At 66.9% G+C, this 25,988-nt stretch carries 22 protein-coding genes and 1 tRNA gene; 19 read left to right on the top strand and 4 right to left on the bottom strand.

Annotation, left to right across the window (positions count from 1 at the left end):
- Positions 1-32 precede the first annotated feature (32 nt).
- From secD to E7T10_RS10385, 3 genes are all read left to right on the top strand, one after another.
- Positions 33-1,625: a protein translocase subunit SecD gene (gene secD, locus E7T10_RS10395; RefSeq protein WP_137721731.1), complete on the top strand. Its 1,593-nt coding sequence runs from the start codon at positions 33-35 to the stop codon at positions 1,623-1,625.
- Positions 1,625-2,614: a protein translocase subunit SecF gene (secF, locus tag E7T10_RS10390; protein WP_137721730.1), complete on the top strand. Its 990-nt coding sequence runs from the start codon at positions 1,625-1,627 to the stop codon at positions 2,612-2,614. Before secD ends, secF begins: the two co-directional genes overlap by 1 nt.
- 87 nt (positions 2,615-2,701) lie before the next feature.
- Entirely contained in the window at positions 2,702-2,977 is a 276-nt protein-coding gene (locus tag E7T10_RS10385) for a hypothetical protein (protein WP_017504798.1), read from the top strand.
- A gap of 44 nt (positions 2,978-3,021) precedes the next feature.
- On the opposite strand, the gene E7T10_RS10380 is transcribed toward E7T10_RS10385, so the two are convergent.
- Positions 3,022-4,227, bottom strand: coding sequence for a pyridoxal phosphate-dependent aminotransferase (locus E7T10_RS10380; RefSeq protein ID WP_137721729.1), 1,206 nt, complete (start codon positions 4,225-4,227; stop codon positions 3,022-3,024).
- Positions 4,228-4,349: 122 nt separating this feature from the next.
- Between E7T10_RS10380 and E7T10_RS10375 the strand changes: the two genes are divergently transcribed.
- The 9 genes from E7T10_RS10375 to E7T10_RS10335 all read left to right on the top strand — a co-directional run bounded on the left by E7T10_RS10375 (position 4,350) and on the right by E7T10_RS10335 (position 14,278).
- Entirely contained in the window at positions 4,350-5,063 is a 714-nt protein-coding gene (locus E7T10_RS10375) for a TVP38/TMEM64 family protein (RefSeq protein WP_137721728.1), read from the top strand.
- Positions 5,064-5,135: 72 nt separating this feature from the next.
- Positions 5,136-5,591, top strand: a complete 456-nt coding sequence (locus tag E7T10_RS10370; RefSeq protein WP_168189926.1) for a hemerythrin domain-containing protein — start codon at positions 5,136-5,138, stop codon at positions 5,589-5,591.
- Between the two features lie 220 nt (positions 5,592-5,811).
- Entirely contained in the window at positions 5,812-6,852 is a 1,041-nt protein-coding gene (locus tag E7T10_RS10365) for a rod shape-determining protein (protein WP_017504801.1), read from the top strand.
- Between the two features lie 151 nt (positions 6,853-7,003).
- Complete coding sequence (mreC, locus tag E7T10_RS10360) at positions 7,004-8,149, top strand: rod shape-determining protein MreC (RefSeq protein WP_137721726.1); 1,146 nt, start codon at positions 7,004-7,006, stop codon at positions 8,147-8,149.
- Positions 8,146-8,664, top strand: coding sequence for a hypothetical protein (locus tag E7T10_RS10355; protein WP_137721725.1), 519 nt, complete (start codon positions 8,146-8,148; stop codon positions 8,662-8,664). The genes mreC and E7T10_RS10355 overlap by 4 nt, the downstream gene beginning before the upstream one ends.
- Positions 8,661-10,691 (top strand): penicillin-binding protein 2, encoded by a 2,031-nt coding sequence (gene mrdA, locus E7T10_RS10350; protein WP_137721724.1) that lies wholly within the window; start codon positions 8,661-8,663, stop codon positions 10,689-10,691. The genes E7T10_RS10355 and mrdA overlap by 4 nt, the downstream gene beginning before the upstream one ends.
- Positions 10,688-11,842 carry a rod shape-determining protein RodA gene (gene rodA, locus E7T10_RS10345; RefSeq protein ID WP_137721723.1) on the top strand — a complete coding sequence of 385 codons (1,155 nt, stop codon included), beginning with the start codon at positions 10,688-10,690 and terminating at the stop codon, positions 11,840-11,842. Before mrdA ends, rodA begins: the two co-directional genes overlap by 4 nt.
- Positions 11,843-11,973: 131 nt before the next feature.
- Entirely contained in the window at positions 11,974-13,155 is a 1,182-nt protein-coding gene (locus tag E7T10_RS10340; RefSeq protein ID WP_137721722.1) for an acyl-CoA dehydrogenase family protein, read from the top strand.
- A 4-nt stretch (positions 13,156-13,159) separates the two neighbouring features.
- Positions 13,160-14,278: an acyl-CoA dehydrogenase family protein gene (locus E7T10_RS10335; protein WP_137721721.1), complete on the top strand. Its 1,119-nt coding sequence runs from the start codon at positions 13,160-13,162 to the stop codon at positions 14,276-14,278.
- 10 nt (positions 14,279-14,288) lie between these two features.
- Here E7T10_RS10335 and E7T10_RS10330 read toward each other — a convergent pair whose 3' ends face one another.
- Both E7T10_RS10330 and E7T10_RS10325 read right to left on the bottom strand, forming a co-directional pair.
- On the bottom strand, positions 14,289-15,608 hold the full coding sequence (locus E7T10_RS10330) for an Hsp70 family protein (RefSeq protein ID WP_137721720.1): 1,320 nt from the start codon (positions 15,606-15,608) through the stop codon (positions 14,289-14,291).
- Positions 15,609-15,681: 73 nt separating this feature from the next.
- Positions 15,682-15,771 (bottom strand) — tRNA-Ser (locus E7T10_RS10325).
- A gap of 105 nt (positions 15,772-15,876) precedes the next feature.
- Here E7T10_RS10325 and E7T10_RS10320 point away from each other — a divergent pair.
- The 5 genes from E7T10_RS10320 to E7T10_RS10300 are packed head-to-tail and all read left to right on the top strand — an operon-like array spanning position 15,877 to position 19,966.
- Positions 15,877-16,725 (top strand): septal ring lytic transglycosylase RlpA family protein, encoded by an 849-nt coding sequence (locus tag E7T10_RS10320; protein WP_168189925.1) that lies wholly within the window; start codon positions 15,877-15,879, stop codon positions 16,723-16,725.
- Positions 16,726-16,774: 49 nt separating this feature from the next.
- Complete coding sequence (gene tmk / locus E7T10_RS10315) at positions 16,775-17,407, top strand: dTMP kinase (protein ID WP_137721718.1); 633 nt, start codon at positions 16,775-16,777, stop codon at positions 17,405-17,407.
- Positions 17,404-18,393: a DNA polymerase III subunit delta' gene (locus E7T10_RS10310; protein ID WP_137721717.1), complete on the top strand. Its 990-nt coding sequence runs from the start codon at positions 17,404-17,406 to the stop codon at positions 18,391-18,393. The genes tmk and E7T10_RS10310 overlap by 4 nt, the downstream gene beginning before the upstream one ends.
- Positions 18,393-19,175 carry a TatD family hydrolase gene (locus E7T10_RS10305; RefSeq protein WP_137721716.1) on the top strand — a complete coding sequence of 261 codons (783 nt, stop codon included), beginning with the start codon at positions 18,393-18,395 and terminating at the stop codon, positions 19,173-19,175. The genes E7T10_RS10310 and E7T10_RS10305 overlap by 1 nt, the downstream gene beginning before the upstream one ends.
- Positions 19,172-19,966 carry an MBL fold metallo-hydrolase gene (locus E7T10_RS10300; RefSeq protein ID WP_137721715.1) on the top strand — a complete coding sequence of 265 codons (795 nt, stop codon included), beginning with the start codon at positions 19,172-19,174 and terminating at the stop codon, positions 19,964-19,966. The genes E7T10_RS10305 and E7T10_RS10300 overlap by 4 nt, the downstream gene beginning before the upstream one ends.
- Here the strand turns inward: E7T10_RS10300 and recG are convergent.
- Positions 19,963-22,050 carry an ATP-dependent DNA helicase RecG gene (gene recG / locus E7T10_RS10295; protein ID WP_137722609.1) on the bottom strand — a complete coding sequence of 696 codons (2,088 nt, stop codon included), beginning with the start codon at positions 22,048-22,050 and terminating at the stop codon, positions 19,963-19,965. The two genes, E7T10_RS10300 and recG, sit on opposite strands and share 4 nt — an antisense overlap.
- Before the next feature lie 146 nt (positions 22,051-22,196).
- On the opposite strand from recG, the gene E7T10_RS10290 reads away from it, so the two are divergent.
- Both E7T10_RS10290 and mfd read left to right on the top strand, forming a co-directional pair.
- Entirely contained in the window at positions 22,197-22,538 is a 342-nt protein-coding gene (locus E7T10_RS10290) for a succinate dehydrogenase assembly factor 2 (protein ID WP_052689526.1), read from the top strand.
- The gene (gene mfd / locus E7T10_RS10285) at positions 22,538-25,987 is read left to right on the top strand and encodes a transcription-repair coupling factor (protein WP_137721714.1); all 3,450 of its coding nucleotides are present in this window, start codon (positions 22,538-22,540) and stop codon (positions 25,985-25,987) included. The genes E7T10_RS10290 and mfd overlap by 1 nt, the downstream gene beginning before the upstream one ends.
- The last annotated feature ends 1 nt before the right edge of the window (position 25,988 follow it).

The following is a 25,988-nucleotide window of genomic DNA, read 5'->3' as shown; positions in this document are numbered from 1 at the left end:
CTCGCGTATCCGCCGATACCTGGACCGCCCTCATGATTCAGCTGTCGCGCTGGAAAGTCATTCTCGTCGTCGTCTCGGCCGTTCTCGGCTGTCTGCTGGCGTTCCCGAACCTGTTGTCGGATCAGCAGCGCGAGGCGCTGCCCGGCTTCATGCCCAAGAACAAGCTGAACCTGGGGCTGGACCTTCAGGGCGGTTCGTATCTGCTGCTGGAAGTCGATGTGCCGGCGATGCGCGAAAAGCGCGTCACCAACCTGATCGAAGACGTTCGGGTCACGCTGAACGGCGCCGGCGTCGCCACCAACGGCTTCCAGCGTGAAGCCGGCGGCGTGGTCGTCACCCTGGCCAATCCGGCCCAGGGCGATGCCGCGTTCAAGGCGCTGCAACAACTGGGCGGTCAGGTCGGACCGGGCGGCCAGGCCGAACGCACCGCGACGCGCCTGGGCGACAACCGCATCCGCTTCGCCTATACCGACGCCGCGCTGAACGGCATGGGCGCGACGGCCGTGGACCAGTCGATCGAGGTGGTGCGCCGCCGGATCGACAGCCTGGGCACACGCGAACCCTCCATCACCCGCCAGGGCGCCGACCGGATCGTGGTCCAGGCGCCGGGCGAGAGCGATCCGAGCAAGCTGGAAGAAGTCATCGGCCAGACGGCGCAGCTGACCTTCCAGATGGTCGATGTCGAGAACTCGGTCCAGGACGCCCTGGCCGGCCGGGTGCCGCCCGATTCCGAACTGCTGCAAGGCGAGGACGGCACGCCCTATCTGGTCAAGAAGCGCGTGCTGGTGTCGGGCGAGAACCTGACCCGCGCCGGCGTCGGTTCGGACCAGAGCGGCCGCCCGGCCATCGATTTCCGCTTCGACGGCGCCGGCGCACGCCGCTTCGGCGAAGCCACCGCCGCAAACCTTCAGAAGCCCTTCGCCATCATCCTGGACGGCAAGGTCATTTCGGCCCCGACGATCCAGAGCGCGATCACCTCGGGCTCGGGCCAGATCACCGGCAACTTCACGATCCAGGAAGCCTCGACGCTGGTGAACCTGTTGAACGGGGGCGCCCTGCCGGCGCCGCTGAACGTCGAGGAGCGCCGCACCGTGACGGCCGAACTGGGCGCCGACGCGGTCGCGGCCGGCGCCCTGTCGACCGCCGTCGGCTTCGCCATCATCGTGCTGTTCATGATCCTGGCCTACGGCCTGCTGTTCGGCGGCGTGTCGGTGGTCGGCCTGGTGCTGAACGGCGTGCTGATCGTGGCGGCCATGTCGCTGACCCAGGCGACGCTGACCTTGCCCGGCATCGCCGGTCTGATCCTGACCTTCGCGGTCGCGGTGGACGCCAACGTGCTGATCTATGAGCGGATGCGTGACGAGGCCCGTGCGGGCCGCAGCGTCATCGCCTCGATGGACGCCGGCTTCAACAAGGCCATGGGCACCATCGTCGACGCCAACCTGACCACCCTGGTCGCGGCGGGCATCATGTTCGTGTTTGGCGAAGGCCCGGTTCGCGGGTTCGCCTGGACCCTGACCATCGGTGTGTTCACCTCGGTCTTCTCTTCGGTCCTGGTCGCCCAGGTCCTGCTCGGCTACTGGCTCAAGACGGCCAAGCCCAAAAAACTGCCGATCGCGGAGTGATGGCGATGCGTGGATGGCCCCTCATCAAACTGCTGCCGCAGAAGACGAACTTCCACTTCGTCAAATATGCGCGGTTCGCCGGCGTCCTGTCGGTGATCCTGTGCGTCGCGTCGATCATCGCCTGCTTCTATCCCGGCCTGAACATGGGCATCGACTTCCGGGGCGGCGCCTCGATGGAAGTGTCCAAGCCTGCGGGTCAGACGATCGAGCTGGATCGGGTCCGCGAGGCCGTGAACGGCCTGAACCTGGGCGATGTTCAGGTCCAGGGCATTGCGCGTCGCGACACCAATGTCGATGACGGCTCGACCGCGATTCTTCGCTTCCAGGTGCCGGAAGGCCGCGATCAGACCCAGGTGGTCAATCAGGTTGAGGGCGCCATCAGCGGCGCGGTCGGTCAGGTCAACTATTCGGGCGTCAGCGTCGTCGGCTCCAAGGTGTCGGGCGAGTTGTTCACCTCGGGGCTGTTGGCTTTGGGCGTCGCGATCGGCCTGATGTTCCTCTACATCTGGTTCCGGTTCGAGCCGCAGTTCGGGTTCGGCGCCGTGGTCGGTCTGCTGCACGACGTGATCCTGACGTTCGGGCTGATCGTGCTGTTCAAGCTGGAGTTCAGCCTGAACATGGTCGCCGCCGTCCTGACCGTCATCGGCTATTCGATGAACGACACCGTCGTCGTTTTCGACCGCCTTCGCGAGAACCTGCGCAAGTACAAGACCATGCCGCTGCGCGACGTGATCGACCTGTCGCTGAACGAGACCCTGTCGCGGACCATCATCACCGGCGTGACCGCCGTCATGGTGCTGGCGGCCCTGGCCATCTTCGGCGGCGAGGCCCTGTTCGGCTTCTCGATCGCCCTGATGTTCGGCATCATCATCGGCACCTATTCGTCGATCTATGTCGGCGCGCCGATCATCCTGTTGTGGGGCGTCAAGCGCGGCGCCCTGGCTGACGACGCCAAGCCGGTCAAGCTGGGCATGGCCAGCCGGCCGTAGGTCGAGCGCCGGCGTGGAAAGTTAGGCCGTCCCGGCATCGCCGGGGCGGCCTTTTCCTTGAACGGCGTCCGTGCAAGGCTGAGCGCTATGAAAGCGCTCGTCTATACCGCCGTTGCCCTCGCCCTGACCGGCGGACTTTCCGCCTGCACCGACAGCAAGCGGGCGCGCAACGACGCCACCTGGGGCGACAAGCCGGCGGACATCACCTGCTGGACCTATGGGGTGGAGAATTTCAAGGGACGCTCGACCGGCAAGGTCGAATATGACGACGGCGGCCGGATCTCGTTCGTCGATGCGTCGAACAACCGCTACACCACGATCGATGGCGATTGCCGCGTGGTCTATATGCAGCCCAGCAAATAGGATCGGATGGCGGGCGGAGGCCTAAAACCTCCGCCCTGGATCGATCAGCGCAGCGAGGCCGTGAAGCGCTGGATGCGGGTGCAGGCTTCTTCCAGCACGGCGTCCGAGGTGGCGTAGCTGATGCGGAAATAGGGGCTGAGGCCGAAGGCCTCGCCCTGAACGACTGCGACGCCCTCGGCGTTTAGCAGTTCCGCGGCGAAGGTGGAATCGCCGTCGATGGCGACGCCCTTTTCCGTCGTCTTGCCGATCAGTCCGGCGATCGACGGGTAGACGTAGAAGGCGCCCTCGGGCGTGGCGCAGGTGACGCCAGCCGCCTGGTTGAGCATCGACACGACCAGATCGCGGCGCTTTTCAAAGGCGGCCTTGCGCTCGGGGATGAATTCCTGCGGGCCGTTCAGCGCCTCGACAGCCGCCCACTGGCTGATGCTGGACGGGTTGGACGTGGTCTGGCTGGCCACCTTGCGCATCAGGTCGATTAGCGGCTTGGGGCCGCCAGCGTAGCCGATGCGCCAGCCGGTCATGGCGTAGGCCTTGGACACGCCGTTGACCGTCAGGGTACGGTCGATCAGGTCCGGCGCCACCTGGGCGATGGTGGTGTATTCGAAGTCGCCGTAGACGAGGTGCTCATACATGTCGTCGGTCAGCACCCACACGTGGGGGTGACGACGCAGGACCTCGGCCAGGGCTTCAAGCTCGGCGCGGGTGTAGGCGGCGCCGGTGGGGTTGGACGGGCTGTTCAGGATCAGCCACCGGGTGCGGGGCGTGATCGCGGCCTCCAACACGGCCGGCAGCAGCTTGAAACCGTCCTTCTCCTCGCCAACCACGGTCACGGGCTCGCCGCCGGCCAGCAGCACCATGTCGGGATAGCTGACCCAGTAGGGGGCGGGCACGATGACTTCGTCGCCGGGGTTCAGCGTGGCGACCAGGGCGTTGAAGATGACGGGCTTGCCGCCCGGCGCGACGTGGATATTGGCCGCCGTATAGTCGAGAGCGTTCTCGCGCTTGAACTTGGCCACGATGGCCGCCTTCAGCTCGGGCATGCCGTCCGCGTCGGTGTATTTGGTCTCGCCGCGGCGGATCGCGTCGATCGCCGCCTGTTTGATGTTTTCAGGCGTATCGAAGTCCGGCTCGCCGGCGCCCAGGCCGATCACGTCGCGGCCTTCGGCTTTCAGCTTCCGGGCCTGCGCGGTGACGGCGATGGTGGCCGAGGGCTTGACGCGAGCGAGGGCGGAAGATTGCAGGCTGGACATGAACTATCCCGTGGTTTTGGAAGTTTTTGCCGGGGAGGCGGGGTTGTTTACGCGGCGTCGTCCCTCGGGACAATGCGCTGATGCTCGCTAATGCAGAGATGGGATGATAAGCGGCGGCTCTGATGCGCTGGATCATCGATTTCCTGTCGAACATGGAGGCGCGTCGCTGGCGCGCCGTGCTGGCGACGGCCCTGCTGCTGGGCGCGATGATCGCCCTGTTCGCCGTGGGCAAGAGCCAGTTGGGGCTAGAGGCCGAAGGGCGGCTGGAAGACTGGCTGGGCGGGTTTCGTCAGGGGCCTTGGGGTCTGGTGGCCGCCATCGTGGTGTTCACAGTCTCGGCCTTCTTCGGCGCGCCGCAGTTTATCTTGATCGCCGCCTGCGTCGTGGCGTTCGGGCCGTGGTTCGGCTTCCTCTACAGCTGGATCGCGACGGTCGTGTCTGCGGGCGTGACCTACTGGCTGGGACGCGGACCCACGGCGCGGCTGCTGGCGCGGCACGGCGGCAAGACGGTCGGGCGGCTGACGCGGTTCGTCGGCAAGAACGCCTTCTACGCCAGCTTCATGATCCGCAACGTGCCGTCTGCGCCATTCATCGTCGTCAACATGGCGTTCGGGGCGGCGAGGGCGTCATTTCCGGGCTTTCTGGCGGGGTGCGCGCTGGGCGTATTGCCGAAGACCGCGCTGGTCGCCTTCTTCGGCGGATCCTTCATGACGGCGGTCAGCGGCGACGGGATCTGGACCTCGGCCATATTGGCTGGGGTGGCGCTGGCTTGGCTGGCGCTGATGCTGTTGGTGCGCGAACTGGTGAAGCGGCGCGAGATCGCACGCGGCGACTGAGGGAATTTGCTTAGCCTGCTATTTAGATTCCGTTCACCCGCAGGTTGCATTATGGCTGTGGGAGGCATCGCTATGGATGTCGAGGTTCTAAAAGTGCAGCACGGCCGGATCATACGATTGGCCAGCGCCTTGGGCGGGACCGCCGCTGTTCTGAAAACATCGGATGATGCGACACGCGCCCGCGAGTTGATGAGCGCGCTGAACATCGCCCTGACCGAGCATCTGGCGATCGAGGACGGTGAACTCTACCCCGTCCTGATGGAGTCCAACGATGTGTCGGTTCGTGACCTCGCTCAGCATTACGTCGAGGATATGGGCGCGCTCAGCGGGGTTTGGGCGCACTATTTCATGGAATGGACGCAGGCCCGGATTCTAGCGGATCGTGACCGGTTCGCCAGTGTGACCAAGGGGTTGATCGGCGCGCTTGCGCACAGGGTCGCGCGCGAGGAAGACACGCTGTATCCGACGATGCTGGCCGCCACGAATTTCGATGTCGGCGCACACGGGCGGAGCAGGGCGGCGTTCTAGTCATGACGTCCACAGGCGTCGCGCCTCGATAGCCCTCTGCATATGACGACACTGTCATCGGGGCTTGTAATCCCGGTTTCATACGGGCAAACCCGCCGCTAGTAGGCGTGGCGAAGACGATCAGGAACTGTCCGGCGTGGGGATGTCAGGGCAGTTGGGGCGTCGCCAGGTCGACTGAGACATCTAGACGCCCTGCCAGCTAACAACGGTATCGATTCCCATGAGCTTCTCCCTTTTCGGCGCGATCTCCAACGACATCGCGATGGACCTGGGCACCGCCAACACCCTGATCTACATGAAGGGCAAGGGCATCGTCCTGAACGAGCCGTCGGTCGTGGCGCTGAGAAACGTCGGGGGGCGCAAGGTCGTCCACGCCGTCGGGATTGAAGCCAAGCAGATGCTGGGCCGCACGCCGGGCCACATGGAGGCGATCCGCCCCATGCGCGACGGCGTCATCGCCGACTTCGAAGTCGCCGAAGAGATGATCAAGCACTTCATCCGCAAGGTTCATAACCGCAAGGGCTTCGTGAACCCCAAGATCATCGTCTGCGTGCCGTCCGGCGCCACGGCGGTCGAGCGTCGTGCGATCAACGACAGCTGCCTGAACGCCTCGGCGCGCCGCGTGGGCCTGATCGACGAGCCCATGGCCGCCGCGATCGGCGCCGGCCTGCCGATCCATGAGCCGACCGGCTCGATGGTCGTCGACATCGGCGGCGGTACGACCGAAGTCGCCGTCCTGTCGCTGTCGGGCATCGTCTATTCGCGTTCCGTCCGCGTCGGCGGCGACAAGATGGACGACAGCATCATCAGCTACATGCGCCGCAACCATAACCTGTTGATCGGCGAAACGACCGCTGAACGCATCAAGAAGGACATCGGCACCGCCCGCATTCCGGCCGACGGCGAAGGCCTGTCGATCGAGGTCAAGGGTCGCGACCTGATGCAAGGCGTGCCGCGCGAGGTGCGCATTTCGGAGCGCCAGGCGGCGGAAGCCCTGGCCGAGCCCGTCACCCAGATCATCGAGGCCGTGAAGGTCGCGCTGGAAGCCACCCCGCCGGAACTGGCCGCCGACATCGCCGACAAGGGCATCATGCTGACGGGTGGCGGCGCCCTGCTGCGCGGTCTGGACGTCGAGATCCGCGATCACACCGGCCTGCCGGTTTCGGTCGCCGACGATCCGCTGTCGTGCGTGGCCATCGGCTGCGGCCGCGTGCTGGAGCACCCGCGCTGGATGAAGGGCGTGCTCGACTCCGCGCTCTGATCCGTCCGTTGCGGCCAGGTGAAAGCTTGGCTGCAAATCCTTGTGTCGCCTGCGTGATCACGGTTCCATTCCGGCCTTGATTTTGCGATAGGCAGGCTCAGCGGCAGGGGGCGTCCTGCCGATTCCAACCCCTTTGAGTGGAAGGTCGCCCGTGGCGTTTCGCGACGGCCCTTTTGAAAACATCAAGGTGCCGCTGGCGTGGACCGCCGCGGTCGTCGTCGTCGTGGCCGTGATCGGCGCGATCGTTTTGTTGCTGGGCGACCGGACCACGTCCGAGGGCGGCTCGACCATGGGCGCCGCGCGCGGCGGTTTCGAAGCGGCGGCCGGGCCGGTCGGCGGGGTCTTCGCCGCGCCGGTGCGTTGGGCCGGGGCCGCGCGCGACTATGTCGGCGGCTATTTCTTCGCCATCGGCGAGAACCGCCGCCTGAAGGCCGAGATCGCCGAACTGCGCGGCTGGCGCGACGAAGCGATCGCACAAAAGAACATCAACGGCCGATACGAGGCCCTGCTGGGTCTGCGCACCGAGCCGCCGGTGCCCATGGCGACGGGGCGGGCGATTTCGGAATCGCGCGGTCCCTTTTCTAACGCCAAGCTGATCGACGTCGGTTCGGCCAAGGGCGTGCGGATCGGCAACCCGGTCGTGACCGAACATGGACTGGTCGGGCGCATAACCGGCGTGACGGGCGGCGTCAGCCGCGTCGTGCTGCTGACGGATGTGGCGTCGCGCACCCCTGTTATGATCGAGCGCACCGATGCGCGCGCCATGCTGACCGGCGACGGCGGCGACAGCCCGCGTCTAGAATTCATTCGGGGATCAGGTTCCATCAAGGCGGGCGACCGCATTCTGAGTTCGGGAGACGGCGGCGGTCTGCCGCGTGGTCTGCCGATCGGTGTCGCCGCCAAGGGTGTGGACGGTGCCTGGCGGGTCAAGCTGTTCAGCGATCACGGCGCGATCGATTATGTCCGCGTGCTGTTGTTCCAGAGCTTTGGACAGCTGGTCAGCCCGACCGCCTTGAACGCGGCGCCGCTTGCAGGCCTGACGACGGCGCCGGAGCCGAGCGCGGCCGAGGTCGGAGCGATCCGTGACGCGGCCGCCCGTCGCGCGGCGGCGCAGCAGGCCCAGGCCGAGCGGGCGCGTGCAGCGGCGGCGACGCCAGCGCCAACGCCTGCGCCCGCCGCTGCGCCGACGGCGGCCAGTCCGGCCGTGACGTCTGCGAGGCCGGCGGCTTCGACCCCGTCGCCTGCACCGACTGCGCCCAGCCCTGCGCCGGCGCCCGCTCCGGGAGGCGCGGCGTGAGACGGCCCGTTGCGGTTCGCGTTGTCGGGCCTCTGCAGTGGATCGTCTATCCGGCCCTGCTCGTCCTCGCCGCGACGGTCGTTCTGGGAACGCCGCTCCAGCTGTTCGGTCTGCATCTGCCCGAGCCGGTCATTCCGATGATCCTTGCTTTCGCCTGGCCCTTGATCCGGCCGTCGATGCTGGCGCCGGCGGTCTTGTTTCTGATCGGCCTGTTCCTTGATCTGTTCTGGAATACGCCGCTGGGGCTGTGGGCGCTGTGTCTGATGGGCGTCTATGGGACGGTGCTGCTGTCACGCAATCTGCTGGCGGGGCATGAGGGAATGATCCGCTTTGGAGCTTATGCCGCCTGTACGCTGGGCGCCTTCTTTCTGGCCTATCTTGTGGTGACGATGCGGGCGACGAACGCGCCAGCGATTCTGCCGCTGGTCGGACAGGTCGCGCCGACGCTGCTGCTGTATCCGATCGCCAAATGGATGCTTGAGCGATTCGACGACGGGGATATTCGGTTCCGATGAGCGGCGAGCCCTCCATCTTCTTTGCCGATGTGAATGAGCGTCAGGGGTCCTTCCTGCGGCGCACCTTCGTGCTGGGCGGGGCGACGGCGCTGGGGATTACCGCGCTGATCGGACGCTTGGGCCAGCTGCAGGTCGTTCAGGCTCAGGAATATGCGACCCTGTCGTCGCAGAACCAGTTCAACTTTCGCATGGTCCCGCCGCCGCGCGGCCTGATCAAGGACCGCAACGGCGTCGTCATCGCCGGCAACCGCCCCAGCTTCCGTGTGCTGGTGGTGCGCGACGAGACCAAGGACCTGGACCAGACTCTGGACCTTTTGGGACGGCTGTTGCCCGACACGCTGGAGCGTCGTCGCGCGATTATCCGCGACGTCAATGCGGCGTCCAAGTTCAACCCTGTGCCGGTCAAGAGCGACCTGACCTGGGAGGAGTTCGCCAAGGTCAATCAGTACGCCAACGAGCTGCCTGGCGTGATGGTCGATATGAACGAGGCGCGATACTATCCGTTCGGCGGATCGTTCGCCCACGTCATTGGCTATGTGGCCAAGGTGTCGGATCGGGACGTCAAGGCGATCCGGGACAAGGGCGAGCAGCCGCCGGCCCTGCTGTTCAACCCCAGCTTCCGCATCGGTCGCCAGGGCGTCGAAAAGGCGCTGGATACCTCGCTGCGCGGCGAGCCGGGCGGCAACCGCGTCGAGGTGGATGCACGCGGGCGCGTCGTCGCCGAGGACATCGGAGGATCGCGGCCGGCCGTGCCGGGCAAGGAAGTCATTCTGACGCTGGACGCCGACGTTCAGAACCGGGCGCTGGAGGTGTTCGGCGACGAGTCGGGCGCCTGCGTCGTCATGGACGTGCGCAATGGCGACATTCTGTGCATGGTCTCGGCGCCGTCGTTCGATCCGAACCTGTTCGTCGGCGGGGTGCCGACCAAGACCTATCGCGCGCTGGCTGACTATGAGCGCAAGCCGCTGCTGGACAAGACGCTGAACGGCACCTTCCCGCCGGGATCGACCTTCAAGCCGACGACGGCTCTGGCCCTGCTGGAAGCGGGCGTCGATCCAAACCTGACCGTGTTCTGCAGCGGCGCCTATCGCACCGGCAACCGCGTGCAGCGGTGCTGGGGCCGGCATGGCACCCAGAACATGCACGACGCGATCAAGAACTCCTGCGACGTCTATTTCTACGCCATGTGCAACCGCGCGGGCGTGGACAATATCCGCAAGGCCGGGCTGGCGCTGGGCTTCGAGCACGAGTTCGACATCGGCGTCGGCAACCAGCGCAAGGGCCTGTTGCCGTCCACCGAATGGAAGGCGCGGACCTTCCCGCGCGATCCGGTCTGGCATCCGGGGGAGACGACCTCTGTCGCGATCGGGCAGGGGGCGATCACGGTGAACGCCCTGCAACTGGCGGTGATGACCTCGCGGTTGGCCAACGGGAAGAAGCAGCTTCAGCCGCGCCTGATCAAGTCCATCGGCGGCGTCGAACAGCCCAGCGGGGCCGAGGCGCCGGATCTGCCGTTCGATCCGGCCCACGTCGAATATGTGCGCCAGGGCATGATCGCCGTGGCCAACGATCGATCCGGCACCGCCTATCGCCAGAGCCAGTTGGGCCTGGGCGACATCCAGATGGCCGGCAAGACCGGCACCGCGCAGGTCCGGAACTACGGCTCCGGCTCGCGCAAGAGCAATATCTGGGCGCTGAAGGACCACAATCTGTTCGTGGCCTTCGCGCCGGTGGATGCACCGCGATATGCGGTCGCCGTCATCGTCGAACACGGGGGCAAGGGCGGGGCGACCGCCGGCGCGCCGCGTGCGCGCGAGGTGATGCGCACCGTGCTGCTCAAGGATCCGGACATGCGGGCCCGCATCGAACGGCCGCTGCCGCCCGAACCGACCGGCGATGCGATCGTCGAGGACGGGGTGGTCGGCGCCGCGCCCGAGCCCGATGTCGTGGCTCCGCCGCAGCCGAGCCGCCCCGCGCCGTCTGCGACCAGCGGCCCGCGTCCCTATCTGTCCGAGCCCGGCCGTTGACCGCCTCGGCCCTGTCACGTCCCGGCGAGCGCGAACGCGTCTCGACCAAGCTGGGCCAGATCGACTGGCGGCTGACGGCCTTGCTGTGCGTGGTGTCCGGCACCGGCGCCCTGATGCTGTATTCGGTGGCCGGCGGATCGTGGTCGCCGTGGGCGATGAAGCACCTGATCCGGTTCGGCATGTGTCTGGCGCTGATGCTGATGCTGTCGTTGATCAGCATCCGCTACTGGTTCGCCCTGGCCTATCCCATCTACGGGATGGCGCTGTTCATGCTGGCGCTGGTGGAGACGCCGCTGGGCTATACGGCGCTGGGGGCCACGCGATGGCTGGACCTGGGCTTCACCCGCATCCAGCCGTCCGAGATCATGAAGATCGGCGTCGTGCTGGCCCTGGCGCGCTGGTATCACGGGGCCACGGCCAAGGAGGCGAGCTTACACTGGAAGCTGATCTTCCCGGTCGGGATCATCGGCCTGCCATTCCTGCTGGTCGCGCACCAGCCGGACCTGGGGTCGGCCATGCTGATCGGTCTGACGGGGGCGGCGATCATGTTCGTCGCCGGGCTGAGCTGGCGGATCATCCTGCCGCTGATCATCGCCGCCGCCGTGCTGGTGCCGCCCTATGTGATGTTCGGCATGCATGACTATCAGCGTCATCGGGTGCTGACCTTCCTGAACCCCGAGGCCGACATGTCGGACAAGGGCTATCAGATCGTGCAGTCCAAGATCGCCATGGGGTCGGGCGGGCCGCTGGGACGCGGGTTCGGCCTGGGCAGCCAGAGCCAGCTGGAGTTCCTGCCCGAACGCCAGACCGACTTCATCTTCGCCGCCTTCGCCGAGGAATTCGGCTTTGTGGGCACCTTCACGCTTCTGGCTTCTTACGCCGCCATCATCCTGATCTCGCTGAGGATCGCCTCGCTGTCGCACAGTCACTTCGGGCGATTGGCGGCGTCGGGGGTGACCGCGACATTCGCGCTCTATGTGCTGATCAACGGGGCGATGGTGATGGGTCTGGCGCCGGTCGTGGGCGTGCCGATGCCGCTCTTGTCCTATGGCGGCACAGTGATGCTGACGGTGATGATCGGCTTCGGCCTGGTGATGGCGACGCGGGTTCACCGCTATGCCGAACTGCCCAAGGGTCACGGCCTGATCTGACGTTACGTCAGCTAAGTGATCGCCATTCAGGTTTCGCTTTCTAAGGCGGGGATTTCCTGGATAAGGTCATTCCCAACGATGTCTCGCATCGGTTTCGGCCGGTCAGCGACGCACGCCATGGGAGACGAGGAATGACCGATCTGGAGCAATTCCGCGCTGAGACGCGCGCCTGGCTGGAGGCGAACTGCCCGGCCGAATGTCGCGGGCCGATGGCCGACGACGAGATGATCTGGGGCGGGCGAAACCCCACCTTCAAGACCCCGGCGCACAAGCTGTGGCTGGAGCGGATGGGCGCGCGGGGCTGGACGGCGCCGGAATGGCCCCAGGAATACGGCGGGGGCGGCCTCAGCCGCGAGGAGGCCAAGGTGCTGGCCTCCGAACTGCGCCGTATCAAGGCCCAACCGGCCCTGGCCAGTTTCGGCGTCTGGATGCTGGGCCCGGCGTTGCTGGCCTTTGGGACCGAGGAGCAGAAGAAGCGCTTTCTGCCGGAGATCGTGCGCGGCGAGGTTCGCTGGTGCCAGGGCTATTCCGAGCCGGGCGCGGGGTCGGATCTGGCGTCCATCCAGACGCGGGCCGAGGATCGAGGAGACCACTGGATCGTCAACGGCCAGAAGATCTGGACCTCCTACGCCGACAAGGCCGACTGGATCTTCTGCCTGGTGCGCACGGACCCCGAGGCGCCCAAACATCTGGGCATCAGCTTCGTGCTTTTCGACATGAAGACGCCGGGCGTGACGACGCGGCCGATCACCCTGATTTCAGGCAAGTCGCCCTTCTGCGAGACTTTTTTCGACGACGTGCGGGTGGAGAAGGAAAACCTAGTCGGGACGCTGAACCGGGGCTGGGACGTCGCCAAATATCTGTTGGCGCACGAGCGGACCATGATCGGCGCGATGGGCGAGGTCGGCGGCGGGCGGCCGGTGGGGCAGGTGGCGCTGGACGCCATCGGCGCCGACGACGCGGGGCGGTTGGACGAGCCGATGCTGCGCGCGCGGATCGCGGACCTGGAGATCGACGCCGCCGCCTTCCGGCTGGCGATGGAGCGGGTCGGCGATCAGGTGAAGGCCAAACAGGCGCATCCGGCCATCGCCTCCATGCTGAAATACTATGGCTCCGAGCTGAACAAGCGGCGCCATGAGCTGCTTATGGCGGCGGGCGGGGCTGATGCGCTGGAATGGGAGGGCGAGCGGTCGCACGATGGCAAGGCAGCGCGCGACTGGCTGCGGACCAAGGCCAATTCCATCGAGGGCGGCACCAGCGAGGTTCAGTTGAACATCATCGCCAAACACCTGCTGCAACTGCCGGGAGCGTGAGACGATGCCGCTGATCCTGACCGAAGAACAGACGATGTTGCAGGACGCCGCCGACGGCTTCCTGAACGAACAGGCGCCGATCGCGCATCTGAGGAAGCTGCGGGACGAGCGGGACGCCGACGGGGTGTCGCGCGACCTGTGGCGGGCCTTTGGCGAGATGGGTTTCGCCGGCGTCATCATCCCCGAGGCGCTGGGCGGCATGGGGCTGGGCGCGGTCGAGGCCGGGGTGATCGCCGAGAGCCTGGGCCGCACCCTGACGCCGTCGCCGTATCTGGGATCGTCGATCCTGTCGGCCAAGGTGCTGATCGACGGCGGATCGCAGGCGCAGCAGGCCTGGCTGCCCAGGATCGCGGCGGGCGAGGCGATATTGGCGCTGGCGGTGGACGAGGGCGCGAAACACGCGCCGTCGCGGATCACCACGCGGGCCGAGCGGGCGGGCAATGGTTTCAGGCTGAACGGGGCCAAGGCCTTCGTGCTGGACGGCCATGTGGCGGACGCCCTGATCGTCGTCGCGACGGCTGAGGAGGGCGTGACGCTGTTCCTGGTCGATCCGGCGACGGCGGGCGTCGCGGTCGAGCGCACGGTGATGGTGGACGCGCACAATGCGGCGCGGATCACGCTGACCGATGTGACGGTCGACGCCGATGCAGTGATCGGCGCGGTCGGGGGCGGGGAGGCGCTGCTGGACGGCGCACTGAACCTGGGGCGGGCCTGCGCGGCCTCCAGCCTGACCGGCGCCGGCGATCAGGCGTTCAAGACGACGATGGATTATCTGCGGACCCGCAAACAGTTCGGCAAGCTGATCGGCGAGTTCCAGGCGCTGCAACACCGGGCCGCGCATCTGTTCTCGGAGCTGGAACTGGCGCGCGCGGCGACGATCGGCGCCCAGATCGCCCTAGACGAGGGGCGCGAGGACGCGTCGCTTGCGGCCTCCATCGCCAAGGCCAAGGCAGGGCGGGTCGCCGAACTGGCGGTGCAGGAGGCGGTGCAGATGCATGGCGGCGTCGGCATGACCGACGAATTCGACGTCGGCCTGTTCATGAAGCGGGTGCGTGTGCTCAACGAGCTGCTGGGCGACGCCGGGTTTCACGCCGGACGGGTGGCGCGGGCGCAAGGGTTCTAGGGTCGGGATTCTAGACCGCCTTTTCGCTCCACAGGTCCAGATCCGCCTCGCGCCCGATCAGCGCCAGGCCGGCGGCGATGGATTCGAACTCGCCGCCCGTCTCGATCCGCTCGGCGCCGAAGCGGTTCTGGAAAAGCGCCCGCACGGCCGGCACGAAGGAGGTGCCTCCGGTCAGGAAGACGCGGTCGATGGCGTCGGGCGCCAGGCCGCTGCGAGCCATCGCCTGATCCACCGCGCCTTCGATGGCGGCCAGTTCCGGCGCGATCCAGCGTTCGAAATCGGCGCGGGCGACCGGCTTTTCGATATGGACGCCGCCGGCCTGGAACAGGAAGGTCGCCTGGTCGTCGGCCGACAGGGCCATCTTCAGCGTGGAGACGGCGCGGTACAGGTCATGGCCGTGGTTGTCGTCCAGCACCTCGATCAGACTCTCGATCTTCTCCGGCTCCAGCGCGGTGCGGGCCAGGGCGCGAATGTCGCGCATGTCGCGCGAGGCGCGTAGCAGGGCCAGCTGATCCCAGCGGGCGAAGGCGGAATAATACCGCTGGGGAATCGGCAGTTGCTTGCCGACGGAGCTGTACAGACCGCCCTTGCCCAGTTCGGGCGAGACCAACTGGTCGATGATCCGGTAGTCGAAGGCGTCGCCCGCCACGCCGACGCCCGAGCGGGCCAGCGGCGTCGAGCGCAGGCCGTCGTGCGTATGTTCGAACCGGATGATCGAGAAGTCGCTGGTGCCGCCGCCGAAGTCGGCGACCAGGACCGTGGCGTCCGCCTTCAGCTGGCGCGCGAAATAGAAGGCGGCGCCGACAGGCTCGTGCGCATAGCGGATGTCGGTGAAGCCCAGCCGTTGGAACGCCGTCTGATAGCGCGACAGGGCCAGGGTCTCGTCCGGATTGCCGCCCGCAAAGGTGACGGGACGGCCGACGATGACGGCGGGCGGGGCGTCTGTCAGGGCGTCGCCGGCATGGTGCCGCAGGCGCAAGAGGAAGGCGGCCAGCAGATCCTCGAAGGCGTAGCGCTTGTTGTCGATCCGGGTTTCGGTGAAGGCGGCGCTGGCGGCGAAGGTCTTGAACGACTGGATGAAGCGGGTCTCCAGCGGATCCTCGACATAGGCGGCGATGGCCCAGGGCCCGGCCTCGACCACACGCTCGGGCGGCTGGCCGTCCACGCCCGGATGGGTCTGGAAACTGAGCGCCGAGCGGAAGGTGGTCGTCTGGCCCTCGACCGCGTCAAAGGTCACGAGATGGGCGAGGCCATCCGCATCGGTCAGGGCCACGACCGTATTGGTCGTGCCGAAATCGATCCCGATCGTCATCGGTTTCGTCGCCGTCATGGCAGGGCTCCAGGCAAGGGAGCCGGGTTCCTAACGGCAGACGGGGTAATAGCAAGGGCTAAGCGAGGGATAGTGGCGGAAGCGGTGGGATTCGAACCCACGGACGGCTCTCACCGTCGCTGGTTTTCAAGACCAGTGCCTTAAACCACTCGGCCACACTTCCTTGCCGCCGCAGCGGAGGCGGACGCCATAGCAGGCGAACGGGTCATTAACCAAAGCGGAAATGTCTTCGGTCATCCTGTTTTCGTATTTTTTGCGAGGCGGGTCGATGACGTTTGGACAGGGAGTGCGCGGCGCGCTGATCCTGGGGCTGTTTTCGCTGCTGGCCGCCTGTTCCACTGTCGGCGGCGCGGTTGTGCGCGGGACGGTCGCCGGGCGCGGCGAGGACCGTCCGCCGGTCGTCAAAGATCCGGCGCCGATCGTGTCGGGGACGATGCGGCCGTATCAGGTGCGCGGCCGCTGGTACACGCCCAAGGAACAGCCGGATTACGAAGAGGTGGGGATGGCGTCCTGGTACGGCGACGCCTTCAACGGGCGGCCGACCTCGACCGGCGAGCGGTTCGACATGCATGCCCTGACGGCGGCCCACAAGACCCTGCCTCTGCCCGGTCTGGTCGAGGTGACGAACCTGGAGAACGGGCGGCGACTGGTGGTGCGGATCAATGACCGCGGGCCGTTCGTGGACAGCCGGATCATCGACCTGTCGCGCGAGGCGGCGAGCGAACTGGGGATGCTGTCGCAGGGCGTGGGGCGGGTGCGGGTGCGCTACCTCGGCCGGGCGCCGCAGCAGGGCGGGGGCACGCTGCTGCGGGCTTCGGCGCCGACGCCGCGAGGCGCGGTCCCGGCCGGCCCGCCCGTCAGCGCGCCGGTTATCGCCCCCGCGCCGGTCGCGGTTGCGGAGGTGACGACCTTCTGGGTCCAGGCGGGCAGTTTCTCGGATCAGGTCGAGGCCGGACGAATCGCCGACAGCCTGAGCGGCTGGGTGCGGGCCGATCGGGGCGCGGGGCGGTTCAATGTGGTGGTGGGGCCGTGGGACAGCGCCAATGCCGCCGAGGCGGCGCGTCAGTCGGTCGTGGCGCGAGGTTATGCGGGCGCCCTGTTGATATCCGGCAGCTGATCGCGCGGGCGGGCTTGCGCCAGGCGGCGTCGGCGCGCCATGAAGGCGTGTGACCCGTGGACAATTCATAAGCTTCGAAGGCGGCGAGGGCGCCGGCAAATCGACCCAGGTCGGGCGGCTGGTCGCGCGGCTGCAGACGGTGCTGGGCGAGCGCAACGTCGTGCGCACACGCGAACCGGGCGGGTCCAAGGGCGCGGAGGTGATCCGCAATCTGGTGGTGGCCACGGACGCCGAGCCGTGGTCGGCCATGACCGAGACCCTGCTGATGTACGCCTCGCGCTCGGACCATCTGGAGCGGACCATCCGCCCGGCGCTGGCGGCCGGAGACTGGGTGGTGTGCGACCGGTTCGCCGATTCCAGCCGCGCCTATCAAGGCGCAGGCGGCGGCGTGGCGCAAAGCTTCATCGAACAGATCGACGCGGGCGTGGTCGGGAACGACCAGCCGGACCTGACCCTGGTGTTCGACCTGCCGGTCGAGGTCGGCCTGGAGCGGGCGTTCGGGCGCGGCCTGTTCGAGACGCGGTTCGAATCCAAGGGTCTGGAATTCCATCAGCGCCTGCGCGAGGGCTTTCTGAGGATCGTCGAGGCCAATCCCCAGCGTTGCGTGCTGATCGACGCCGTCGGATCGCTGGACGAGGTCGAGGCGCGGGTCTGGCAGGCGGTTCAGGACCGGCTGCTGTGAGCGATCACCCGCGTGACCGGTTCGACCTGATCCCTGATGCCGCGGCGGAGACGGCTTTTCTGGACGCCTGGGAACGGGGGCGGTTGCACCACGCCTGGCTGCTGTGCGGGGTCGAGGGGACGGGCAAGGCCACCTTCGCCTATCGCGCGGCGCGGCGGTTGCTGGGCGCGACGCCCGATCCGGCATCCGGGCCGCTGGGCGCGCGGCGCGGTGATCCGGTCAGCCGGCTGATCTCGGCCCAGTCGCATCCGGACCTGCTGGTGCTGGAACGCCTGGTCGAAGGGGGCAAGACGAAGAAGTCGATCTCGGTCGATCAGTCGCGCGAACTGCCGGAATTCTTTTCCAAGAGCCCTTCTCAAGCCCAGTTTCGGGTGGCGATCATTGATGCCGCGGATGACTTGAATCTGAATGCCGCCAACGCCTTGCTGAAGGTTCTTGAGGAGCCGCCCGAGCGCGGCGTGTTGTTTCTGGTGACCCATGCGCCGGGGCGGTTGCTGGCGACGATCCGGTCGCGGTGCCGACGGCTGAGCTTTCCGATCTGGACGCCGGATCGGCTGGAGACCCTGGTGCGCAACCGGACAGGCGCGGAGCGTGAGGACGCCGAACATGCGGCGATCATGGCGGGCGGATCGCCGGGCGCAGCCCTGGCTCTGGCGTCCGGCGCGACGTTCGAGATGGACCAGTTGGCGCGGCGATGGGTCGAGGGCGACGTGGACCGGGCCGAAGCCCTGGCCATCGCCGACCGGTTCCGCGGCGCCGAGGGACAGGAGCGGTTCGAGACCCTGATGGACCGGCTGATCGCGGCGGTGCGGATGCGCGCCTTGCAGAGCGCGCCGGGGGCCGGCAATCGATGGGCTGAATTATGGGAGCGGCTGCAGCCGCTGCCGGAACGGGCGGCGGGACTGAACCTGGATAAGGCCGATGTGCTGGCCGGCGCGCTGGCGGACCTGAAGCGGGTCCAGGCCCAGCAGGAGCGGATGGGCTGATGCTGATCGACAGTCATGTGAACCTGCACGCGCCGCAGTTCGACGAGGACCGGGACGCCGTGATCGCGCGCGCGCGCGAGGCGGGCGTCGGGCTGATGGTGGAGATCTCCGACAAGCTGACGACCTTTGAGGCGACGCACGGCATCGCCATGGCCAATGAGGACATCTGGTGCACGGTCGGGGTCCATCCGCACGAGGCCAAGGATGCGGCGGATTTGACGGCGGCGACCCTGATCGAACTGGCCCAGCGGCCCAAAGTGGTCGGGATCGGCGAATGCGGTCTGGATTTCCACTACGACCTCAGCCCGCGCGAGGTACAGGCGGCGGTGTTCCGGCAGCATGTGGCGGCGGCGCGCGAAACCGGTCTGCCGCTGGTGATCCATACGCGTGAGGCGGACGATGTGATGGCGTCGATCCTGCGCGAGGAATATGCCGCAGGGCCGTTCAAGATGTTGATGCACTGCTATACGAGTGGTGCGGAACTGGCGAAAATCGCTGCGGAAATGGGCGCCTGGTTTTCGGTTTCCGGCATCGCGACCTTCAAGGCGGCCGAGGACGTGCGGGCGGTGATCCGCGATATGCCGGGCGACCGGATCATCGTCGAGACCGACTGCCCCTATCTGGCCCCCATTCCGCATCGGGGGCGGCGCAACGAGCCGGCCTACATTGGTCATGTGCTGGACAAGCTGGCCCAGATCCGCGGCTGGAGCGCCGAAGAGGCGGATCGGATCACGACCGAGGCCTTCTTCGGCCTCTTTGACCGGATACCCAGACCTGCATGAGTTTCGAAGTCGTCATTCTGGGCAGCGGGTCGTCGGGCGGGGTGCCGCGCGGGGACGGCGACTGGGGCGCCTGCGACCCGGCCGAGCCCAAGAACCGGCGCACGCGCTGTTCGATGCTGGCGAAAAAGACCGGCGCGGAGGGGGTGACCAATGTCCTGATCGACACATCGCCGGACCTGCGCGAACAGATGCTGGCCAGCGGTACGAAGCATGTGGATGCGGTGCTCTACACCCACGATCATGCGGACCAGACCCACGGCATCGACGACCTGCGCACGTTCGCCGCGCGGGCGAGAAAGCGCATTCCGGCATGGATGGATGCGGCGACGCATGGTTCGCTGACGCATCGGTTCGACTACATCTTCGAGAGCAAGTTCGGTTATCCGCCGCTTCTGGACGGGCGGGTCATTCCGCCGCATGGCACGGCCTGGTCGGTCGAGGGCGCGGGCGGGGCGATCCCGGTCACGACTTTTGACCAGGCGCACGGGCCGATCCGCTCTGTCGGCTATCGGCTGGGCGACGTGGCCTATTCCAGCGATGTATCCGATCTGGACGAGGCGGCCTTGGCGGCGGTGGCCGGGTGCAAGCTCTGGATCGTGGATGCGCTGCGTTACGCGCCCCATCCGACCCATGCCCATTTGGACCAGGCCCTGGCGTGGATCGCCGCCGCAGACGTGGAGCGTGCGGTGCTGACGAACCTGCACATCGATATGGATTACAAGGCCTTGTCGGCGCTTGTTTCTGAAAACGTCGAGGTCGGATTTGATGGTTGGAGCCGAGTGATCGGCTAGCTTGCGCCGGCCTTGTGATTTTTCCAGTCGAATAGCTCTTCCAGCACCTGCACCGCCTGGCCGCGTTCCGACGTCAGATCAGGATCGCGGTTCATGATCAGCCGCGCATCATCGGCGGCGGCCAGCATCAGGCTGCGCTGGCGGATCGGGTCGGCGAAGCGGTAGGCGGGAAAACCGCTTTGTTTCAGGCCCAGGGGATCGCCGCCGCCGCGCAGGCGGAAGTCTTCCTCTGCGATCTCGAATCCGTCTTCGGTGCGACGCAGGGTTTCGAGCCGCTCTTTCGCCGTCTCGCCCAAGGCGCCGTCCTGACCGCCGTATAGCAGGATGCAGGCACTGGCCTTTGCGCCGCGACCGACGCGGCCGCGCAACTGGTGTAACTGGGCCAGACCGAAGCGGTCGGCGTGTTCGATCACCATGATCGAGGCGTTGGGCACGTCCACGCCGACTTCGACCACCGTGGTGGCGACGAGGACCGGCAGGCGGCCGTCGGCGAAGTCGGCCATGACGGCCTCGCGCTCGGCGCCCGGCATCTGGCCGTGGGCCAGGCCGACCTCTACGCCCAGCAGGCGCTGCAGATCGTCGGCGCGATCGACGGCGGCCGCCAGGTCGAGGGCCTCGGATTCCTCAACCAGAGGGCAAATCCAATAGGCCTGGGCGCCGCTTTCGACGGCGGTCTTCAGACGGGCGGCGACCTCGCCGATGCGGGCCAAGGGCAGGACGGCGGTCGTGACGGGGGTGCGGCCGGGCGGCTTTTCCAGCAGGCGACTGACCTCCAGCTCGCCATATTGCGTCAGCTCCAGCGTGCGGGGGATGGGGGTGGCCGACATGGTCAGCAGATGCACGGCGCCCAGGCGCGGGTCGCCCTTGGCTTGCAGCTTCTGGCGTTCGTTCACGCCGAACCGGTGCTGTTCGTCGATGACGGCCAGGGCCAGGCGGTCGAAGCGAACGGCGTCCTGGAACAGGGCATGGGTGCCGATGGCGACCTGGGCCTGACCCGAGGCCAGGGCTGCCAGTTTCTCGCGCCGTTGCGCCGGGGTGTCGCGGCCGGTGAGCAGGATGGCGGCGACGCCGGCTGCGTCCAGCATGGGGCCGAGCTTCTCGTAATGCTGGCGCGCCAGGATTTCGGTCGGGGCCATGAGCGCGGACTGGAAACCGCTGGCAGCGGCGTCCGCTAGCGCCAGGGCGGCGACGGCGGTCTTGCCCGAGCCGACATCGCCTTGCAGCAATCGGCCCATCTGCTGGCCCGACGCCAGATCACGACGGATTTCGGCGACGGCCTGGGCCTGGGCATTGGTCATCTGGAAGGGCAGGGCCTGGAGCAGGTGTTCGGACGCCGCGCCGGGAGCGATCACGGGTGCGGGCCTGATCTCGCGGGCCCGGCGACGACGGGCCAGAGCCAACTGATGGGCCAAGAACTCGTCATAGGCCAGGCGCTGGCGGGCGGGGGCGTCGGGCGACAGGTCCATCTCGCTTGTAGGGGCGTGCAGAGCGTCCAGAGCGGCGCGCCAACCCAGCCAGTTCTGCTTCTTGAGCCAGGCGGGATCCTGCCACTCCGGCAGGTCGGGCGCGGCGGAGAGGGCGACCTGAACCAGTTTACGCAACTGGCGCGAACTGAGGCCCTGGGTCGCCGGATAGACGGGCTCGGACGCCGGAATGTCGGCGGCCTTTTCGAGTGTCACGATGTCCGGGTGGACGATCTGGACCTCGCCATTGAACCTTTCGACCTTGCCCGCGACCAACCGCGTTTCGCCGCGCGGCAACAGCCGGTCGATGTGCTGGGGCGAGCCGCCGAACCAGACGAGGTGAACAAAACCGGTCGGGTCGCTGGCCCGGACTTTCAGAGGCGCGCCGGGGCGGCTGGGCGTGAAGAGGCGGTCGATGGTCACGGTGAAGACGCCCACCTCGCCATCGACGGCGGTGGCGGCCTCGGCAGGGCGGCGGACGATGACGCCGGACGGGCTGAGGAACAGCAGATCGCGGACAAGAGGGCCCGCCACCTTTTGCACCAGAGGCAGGACGCGAGGGCCCACGCCCTTCAGGGTCGAGACCTCGGCGAGCAGGGGAAAGAGAATCTGCGGACGCATCGCCGTGAACATAGCGTGACCATGACGGGTGGCGAAGTCCGTTCAGGAACGCTATCTGCGCTTCTCACATTCCTGATGCGCTATCGCTCTCCGCGCGGCGGATCGCTGCATGAGCGCATCGGCATTTCTAACGGGCAAGGATTCTTGTGGCCGAAATCGACGCGCGTCCCGACAGCGAAATGACCTCTGAGCAGATGACGCCTGAGCGCAGGCAGCGGCTGGGCCGCATTCAGTTCCGCGCCTGGCGGCGGGGTTTTCGCGAGGCCGATATGGTGCTGGGTCCGTTTTCCGATCAGGTCGCGCCGACCCTGACCGATGCGGAACTGGACCAGTTCGAACGGCTGATCGACGAGGAAGATCAGTGGCTTTACGGCTGGATCATCGAGCGTGACCCGACGCCGCCCGAGTTCGAGACCCCGGTGATGGCCAAGGTGCGCGCCTTCATGCGCGCCCACGTCGCGGCCGAAGTCGGCAAGGGGATCGGCTGATGGACGCCAAGGTCGAATACCGAACCGACGCCGATCTGGGCGGCGCGCCCGAGGGGTTGGACGCGCTGATCGTCGCCGAACGACTCAAGGCCGGCGGCGGTGTCGGCCTGTTCGTCGCACGCGACTTTCAGAGGTCCGGCAGCTTTGTTCAGGCGTTTCAGTTCTTCTCGAAAGACATTGAAGTCCTGGATTATCCGGCGTGGGACTGTCTGCCCTATGACCGTCTGAGCCCCACGGCGGGTATCGCGGCGCAGCGCATGGCGACGCTGACGCGGCTGGCGATGCGCAAGCCCGGCGATGCGCCGGTTCTGGTCGTGACGACGGTGTCGGCGGCCATGCAACGCACCCCGCCCAAGTCGGTCACGACACAGGCAGGGTTCGAGACGAAGGTCGGCCGCGATCTCGATATCCAGGCGCTGGAGCGGTATTTCGCCGCCAACGGCTATGTCCGGGCCTCGACCGTGTCGGAGCGCGGCGAGTTCGCGGTGCGCGGCGGGGTCGTCGACGTCTATCCGCCTGGCTTCGAGGAGCCCGTCCGGCTGGACATGTTCGGCTCCGAGCTGGAATCCATCCGCACTTTCGATCCCGAAACGCAGCGGTCGACCGGCCAGATGACGTCCGTGTCCCTCGCGCCGGTGTCGGAGGCGTTGCTGGATGCGGCGGCCATCTCGAGGTTTCGCACCGGCTATCTGAACCTTTTCGGCGCGCCGGGCGACGATCCGCTGTATGCGACGATCAGCGAGGGCGCGCGGCGTCAGGGCATGGAGCAGTGGCTGCCGCTGTTCTATGAGACGCTGGACAGCCTGTTTGACTATCTGCCGGACGACGCGGCGATCTTCCTCGATAACCAAGTCGAGACGGCCCGCGCCGAGCGATGGGATCTGGTCGCGGACGCCTATGATGCGCGCGCCGAGGCGGCCAAGGCCAAGGGTCAGGCCAGCGCCAATCGCGCCTTGCCGCCAAAGCGGCTCTATCTGGACGCCGGCGACTGGAATCAGGCGCTGGCGGGTCGCACCGTGCGGCGCTTCACGCCCTTTTCCACGGGTGGCGAGGATGCCGGCGGACGTCTGGGCCGGACCTTCGGGGCCGAGCGGGCGCAGGACAGCGTCAATCTGTTCGAGGCGGTGGCGGCCCACGCGGCGGGCCTGAAGGCCGAGGGCAAGCGGGTGCTGTTCGCCTCCTGGACCGAAGGGTCGTCGGAGCGGCTGGCGACCATGCTGGCCGACCACGGGCTGGATCACATCGTCGCCGTGCGCGACTGGGCCGACGTTCAGGCGGCCCCGAAAGACCTCTATCTGCGCGGCGTTCTGCCGGTCGAGCATGGCTTTGTCACCGACGAGGTGGCGGTCATTTCCGAGACCGACATCCTGGGTGACCGTTTGGCGCGCCCGCGCAAGAAGCGCCGCGCCTCGAACTTCCTGGCGGAGGCGTCGGCCCTGACGACGGGCGATCTGGTGGTTCACCTGGATCACGGGATCGGTCGCTATGAAGGGCTTAAAACGCTGGAGATCCAGCAGGCCCCGCACGACTGTCTGGAACTGTTCTACGCCGGCGAGAGCAAACTTTATCTGCCGGTTGAAAACATTGACCTTCTGACTCGATACGGGTCGGATTCCGAGGGCGTTCAGCTGGACAAGCTGGGCGGCGCAGGCTGGCAGGCCAGAAAGGCCAAGGCCAAGGAACGTCTGCGCGCCATGGCCGAGGGGCTGATCGCCCTGGCCGCCAAACGGGCGCTGCGCGAGACCGATGCGGTCACGCCGCCGCCGGGTCTGTTCGCCGAGTTCTGCGCGCGCTTCCCCTATGAGGAGACCGACGATCAGCTGAACGCCATCGGCGATGTGCTGGAAGATCTGGGCAAGGGCACGCCGATGGATCGCCTGATCTGCGGCGACGTCGGCTTCGGCAAGACCGAGGTGGCGCTTAGGGCCGCCTTCGTCGTCGCCATGACGGGGCAGCAGGTGGCGATCGTTGCGCCGACGACCCTGCTGGCGCGCCAGCACTACAAGACCTTCAGCGAACGCTTTGCCGGCTGGCCCGTGAAGGTGCGTCAGTTGTCGCGGATGGTGGGCGCCAAGGAGGCGGCGGAGACGCGCGCCGGGCTGAAGGACGGCTCGGTCGAGATCGTCGTCGGCACCCATGCGGTGCTGAGCGAACAGGTCGGCTTCCGCGATCTGGGCCTGGTCATCGTCGACGAGGAGCAGCATTTCGGCGTCAAGCATAAGGAGAAGCTGAAGACGCTGCGCGCCGATGTGCATCTTTTGACCCTGACCGCCACGCCGATCCCGCGCACGCTTCAGATGGCGCTGTCGGGCATCCGCGAGATGTCGATCATCGCCACCCCGCCGGTCGATCGCCTGGCGGTGCGGACCTATGTCACGCCGTGGGACCCGGTCCTGGTGCGCGAGGCTCTGCTGCGCGAGAAATATCGCGGAGGTCAGGCCTACTATGTCGCGCCGCGCCTGAAGGACCTGCCCGCCATCGAGAAATTCCTGCGCGAACAGGTGCCGGAGGTGAAGTTCGTGGTCGGCCACGGCCAGATGAGCGCGACCCAGCTGGAGGAGGTGATGAGCGCCTTCTACGATGGGGAATATGACGTCCTGGTCTCCACCACCATCGTGGAGAGCGGGCTGGATATCCCGACGGCCAATACGCTGATCGTGCACCGCGCCGACATGTTCGGTCTAGCGCAGCTGTATCAGATCCGGGGCCGGGTCGGGCGGTCCAAGGCGCGCGCGTTCGCCTATCTGACCACGGACGCCGTCAAGCCGATGACGCTGTCGGCCGAGCGGCGGTTGCAGGTTCTGCAGTCGCTCGACAATCTGGGCGCCGGCTTCCAGCTGGCCAGCCACGATCTGGACCAGCGCGGCGGCGGCAATCTGCTGGGCGACGAACAGTCGGGCCACATCCGCGAGGTCGGCGTCGAACTGTACCAGCAGATGCTGGAAGACGCCGTGGCGGAGCTGCGTGAGAAGGGCGAGGGACAGACGGTGGATCGCGGTTGGTCGCCGTCGATCAATGTCGGCGCTTCTGTTCTAATTCCAGAGGATTACGTGCCGGACCTGAACGTGCGCCTGAGCCTCTATCGTCGTCTTTCCGACGCCGAACAGGCTGAGGATCGCGAAGCCTTGGCCGCCGAACTGATCGACCGTTTCGGCCCGCTGCCGGATGAGGCGCAGCAACTGCTGAAGATCGTCGGCATCAAGTCGAACTGCCGCAAGGCCTGCATCGAGAAGATCGACATCGGCCCGCGCGGCGCGGTGCTGACGTTGCGCGACAACAGCTTCCCCAATCCGGCGGGATTGGTCGGGCTGATTCAGAAGAACCATGCATTCTGGAAAATTCGGCCGGATCAGAAGATCGTCGTGTCTGGCGATTGGCCGACGGCGGAGGAACGTCTGAAGGTGGCCGAGCGGATCACCGCTGATCTGGCGCGGGTGGCGGGGGCGTAAA

It is taken from the genome of Brevundimonas sp. SGAir0440 (genome assembly GCF_005484585.1).
Lineage (GTDB): Bacteria > Pseudomonadota > Alphaproteobacteria > Caulobacterales > Caulobacteraceae > Brevundimonas.
This window is presented reverse-complemented; position numbering and strand designations above follow the sequence as displayed.

Coding starts and splice junctions, on each gene's coding strand:
- secD (WP_137721731.1), top strand. CDS start 33: ATGATTCAGCTGTCGCGCTGGAAAGTCATTCTCGTCGTCGTCTCGGCC.
- secF (WP_137721730.1), top strand. CDS start 1,625: ATGGCGATGCGTGGATGGCCCCTCATCAAACTGCTGCCGCAGAAGACG.
- E7T10_RS10385 (WP_017504798.1), top strand. CDS start 2,702: ATGAAAGCGCTCGTCTATACCGCCGTTGCCCTCGCCCTGACCGGCGGA.
- E7T10_RS10380 (WP_137721729.1), bottom strand. CDS start 4,227: ATGTCCAGCCTGCAATCTTCCGCCCTCGCTCGCGTCAAGCCCTCGGCC.
- E7T10_RS10375 (WP_137721728.1), top strand. CDS start 4,350: ATGCGCTGGATCATCGATTTCCTGTCGAACATGGAGGCGCGTCGCTGG.
- E7T10_RS10370 (WP_168189926.1), top strand. CDS start 5,136: ATGGATGTCGAGGTTCTAAAAGTGCAGCACGGCCGGATCATACGATTG.
- E7T10_RS10365 (WP_017504801.1), top strand. CDS start 5,812: ATGAGCTTCTCCCTTTTCGGCGCGATCTCCAACGACATCGCGATGGAC.
- mrdA (WP_137721724.1), top strand. CDS start 8,661: ATGAGCGGCGAGCCCTCCATCTTCTTTGCCGATGTGAATGAGCGTCAG.
- E7T10_RS10340 (WP_137721722.1), top strand. CDS start 11,974: ATGACCGATCTGGAGCAATTCCGCGCTGAGACGCGCGCCTGGCTGGAG.
- E7T10_RS10335 (WP_137721721.1), top strand. CDS start 13,160: ATGCCGCTGATCCTGACCGAAGAACAGACGATGTTGCAGGACGCCGCC.
- E7T10_RS10330 (WP_137721720.1), bottom strand. CDS start 15,608: ATGACGGCGACGAAACCGATGACGATCGGGATCGATTTCGGCACGACC.
- E7T10_RS10320 (WP_168189925.1), top strand. CDS start 15,877: ATGACGTTTGGACAGGGAGTGCGCGGCGCGCTGATCCTGGGGCTGTTT.
- E7T10_RS10305 (WP_137721716.1), top strand. CDS start 18,393: ATGCTGATCGACAGTCATGTGAACCTGCACGCGCCGCAGTTCGACGAG.
- E7T10_RS10300 (WP_137721715.1), top strand. CDS start 19,172: ATGAGTTTCGAAGTCGTCATTCTGGGCAGCGGGTCGTCGGGCGGGGTG.
- recG (WP_137722609.1), bottom strand. CDS start 22,050: ATGCGTCCGCAGATTCTCTTTCCCCTGCTCGCCGAGGTCTCGACCCTG.
- mfd (WP_137721714.1), top strand. CDS start 22,538: ATGGACGCCAAGGTCGAATACCGAACCGACGCCGATCTGGGCGGCGCG.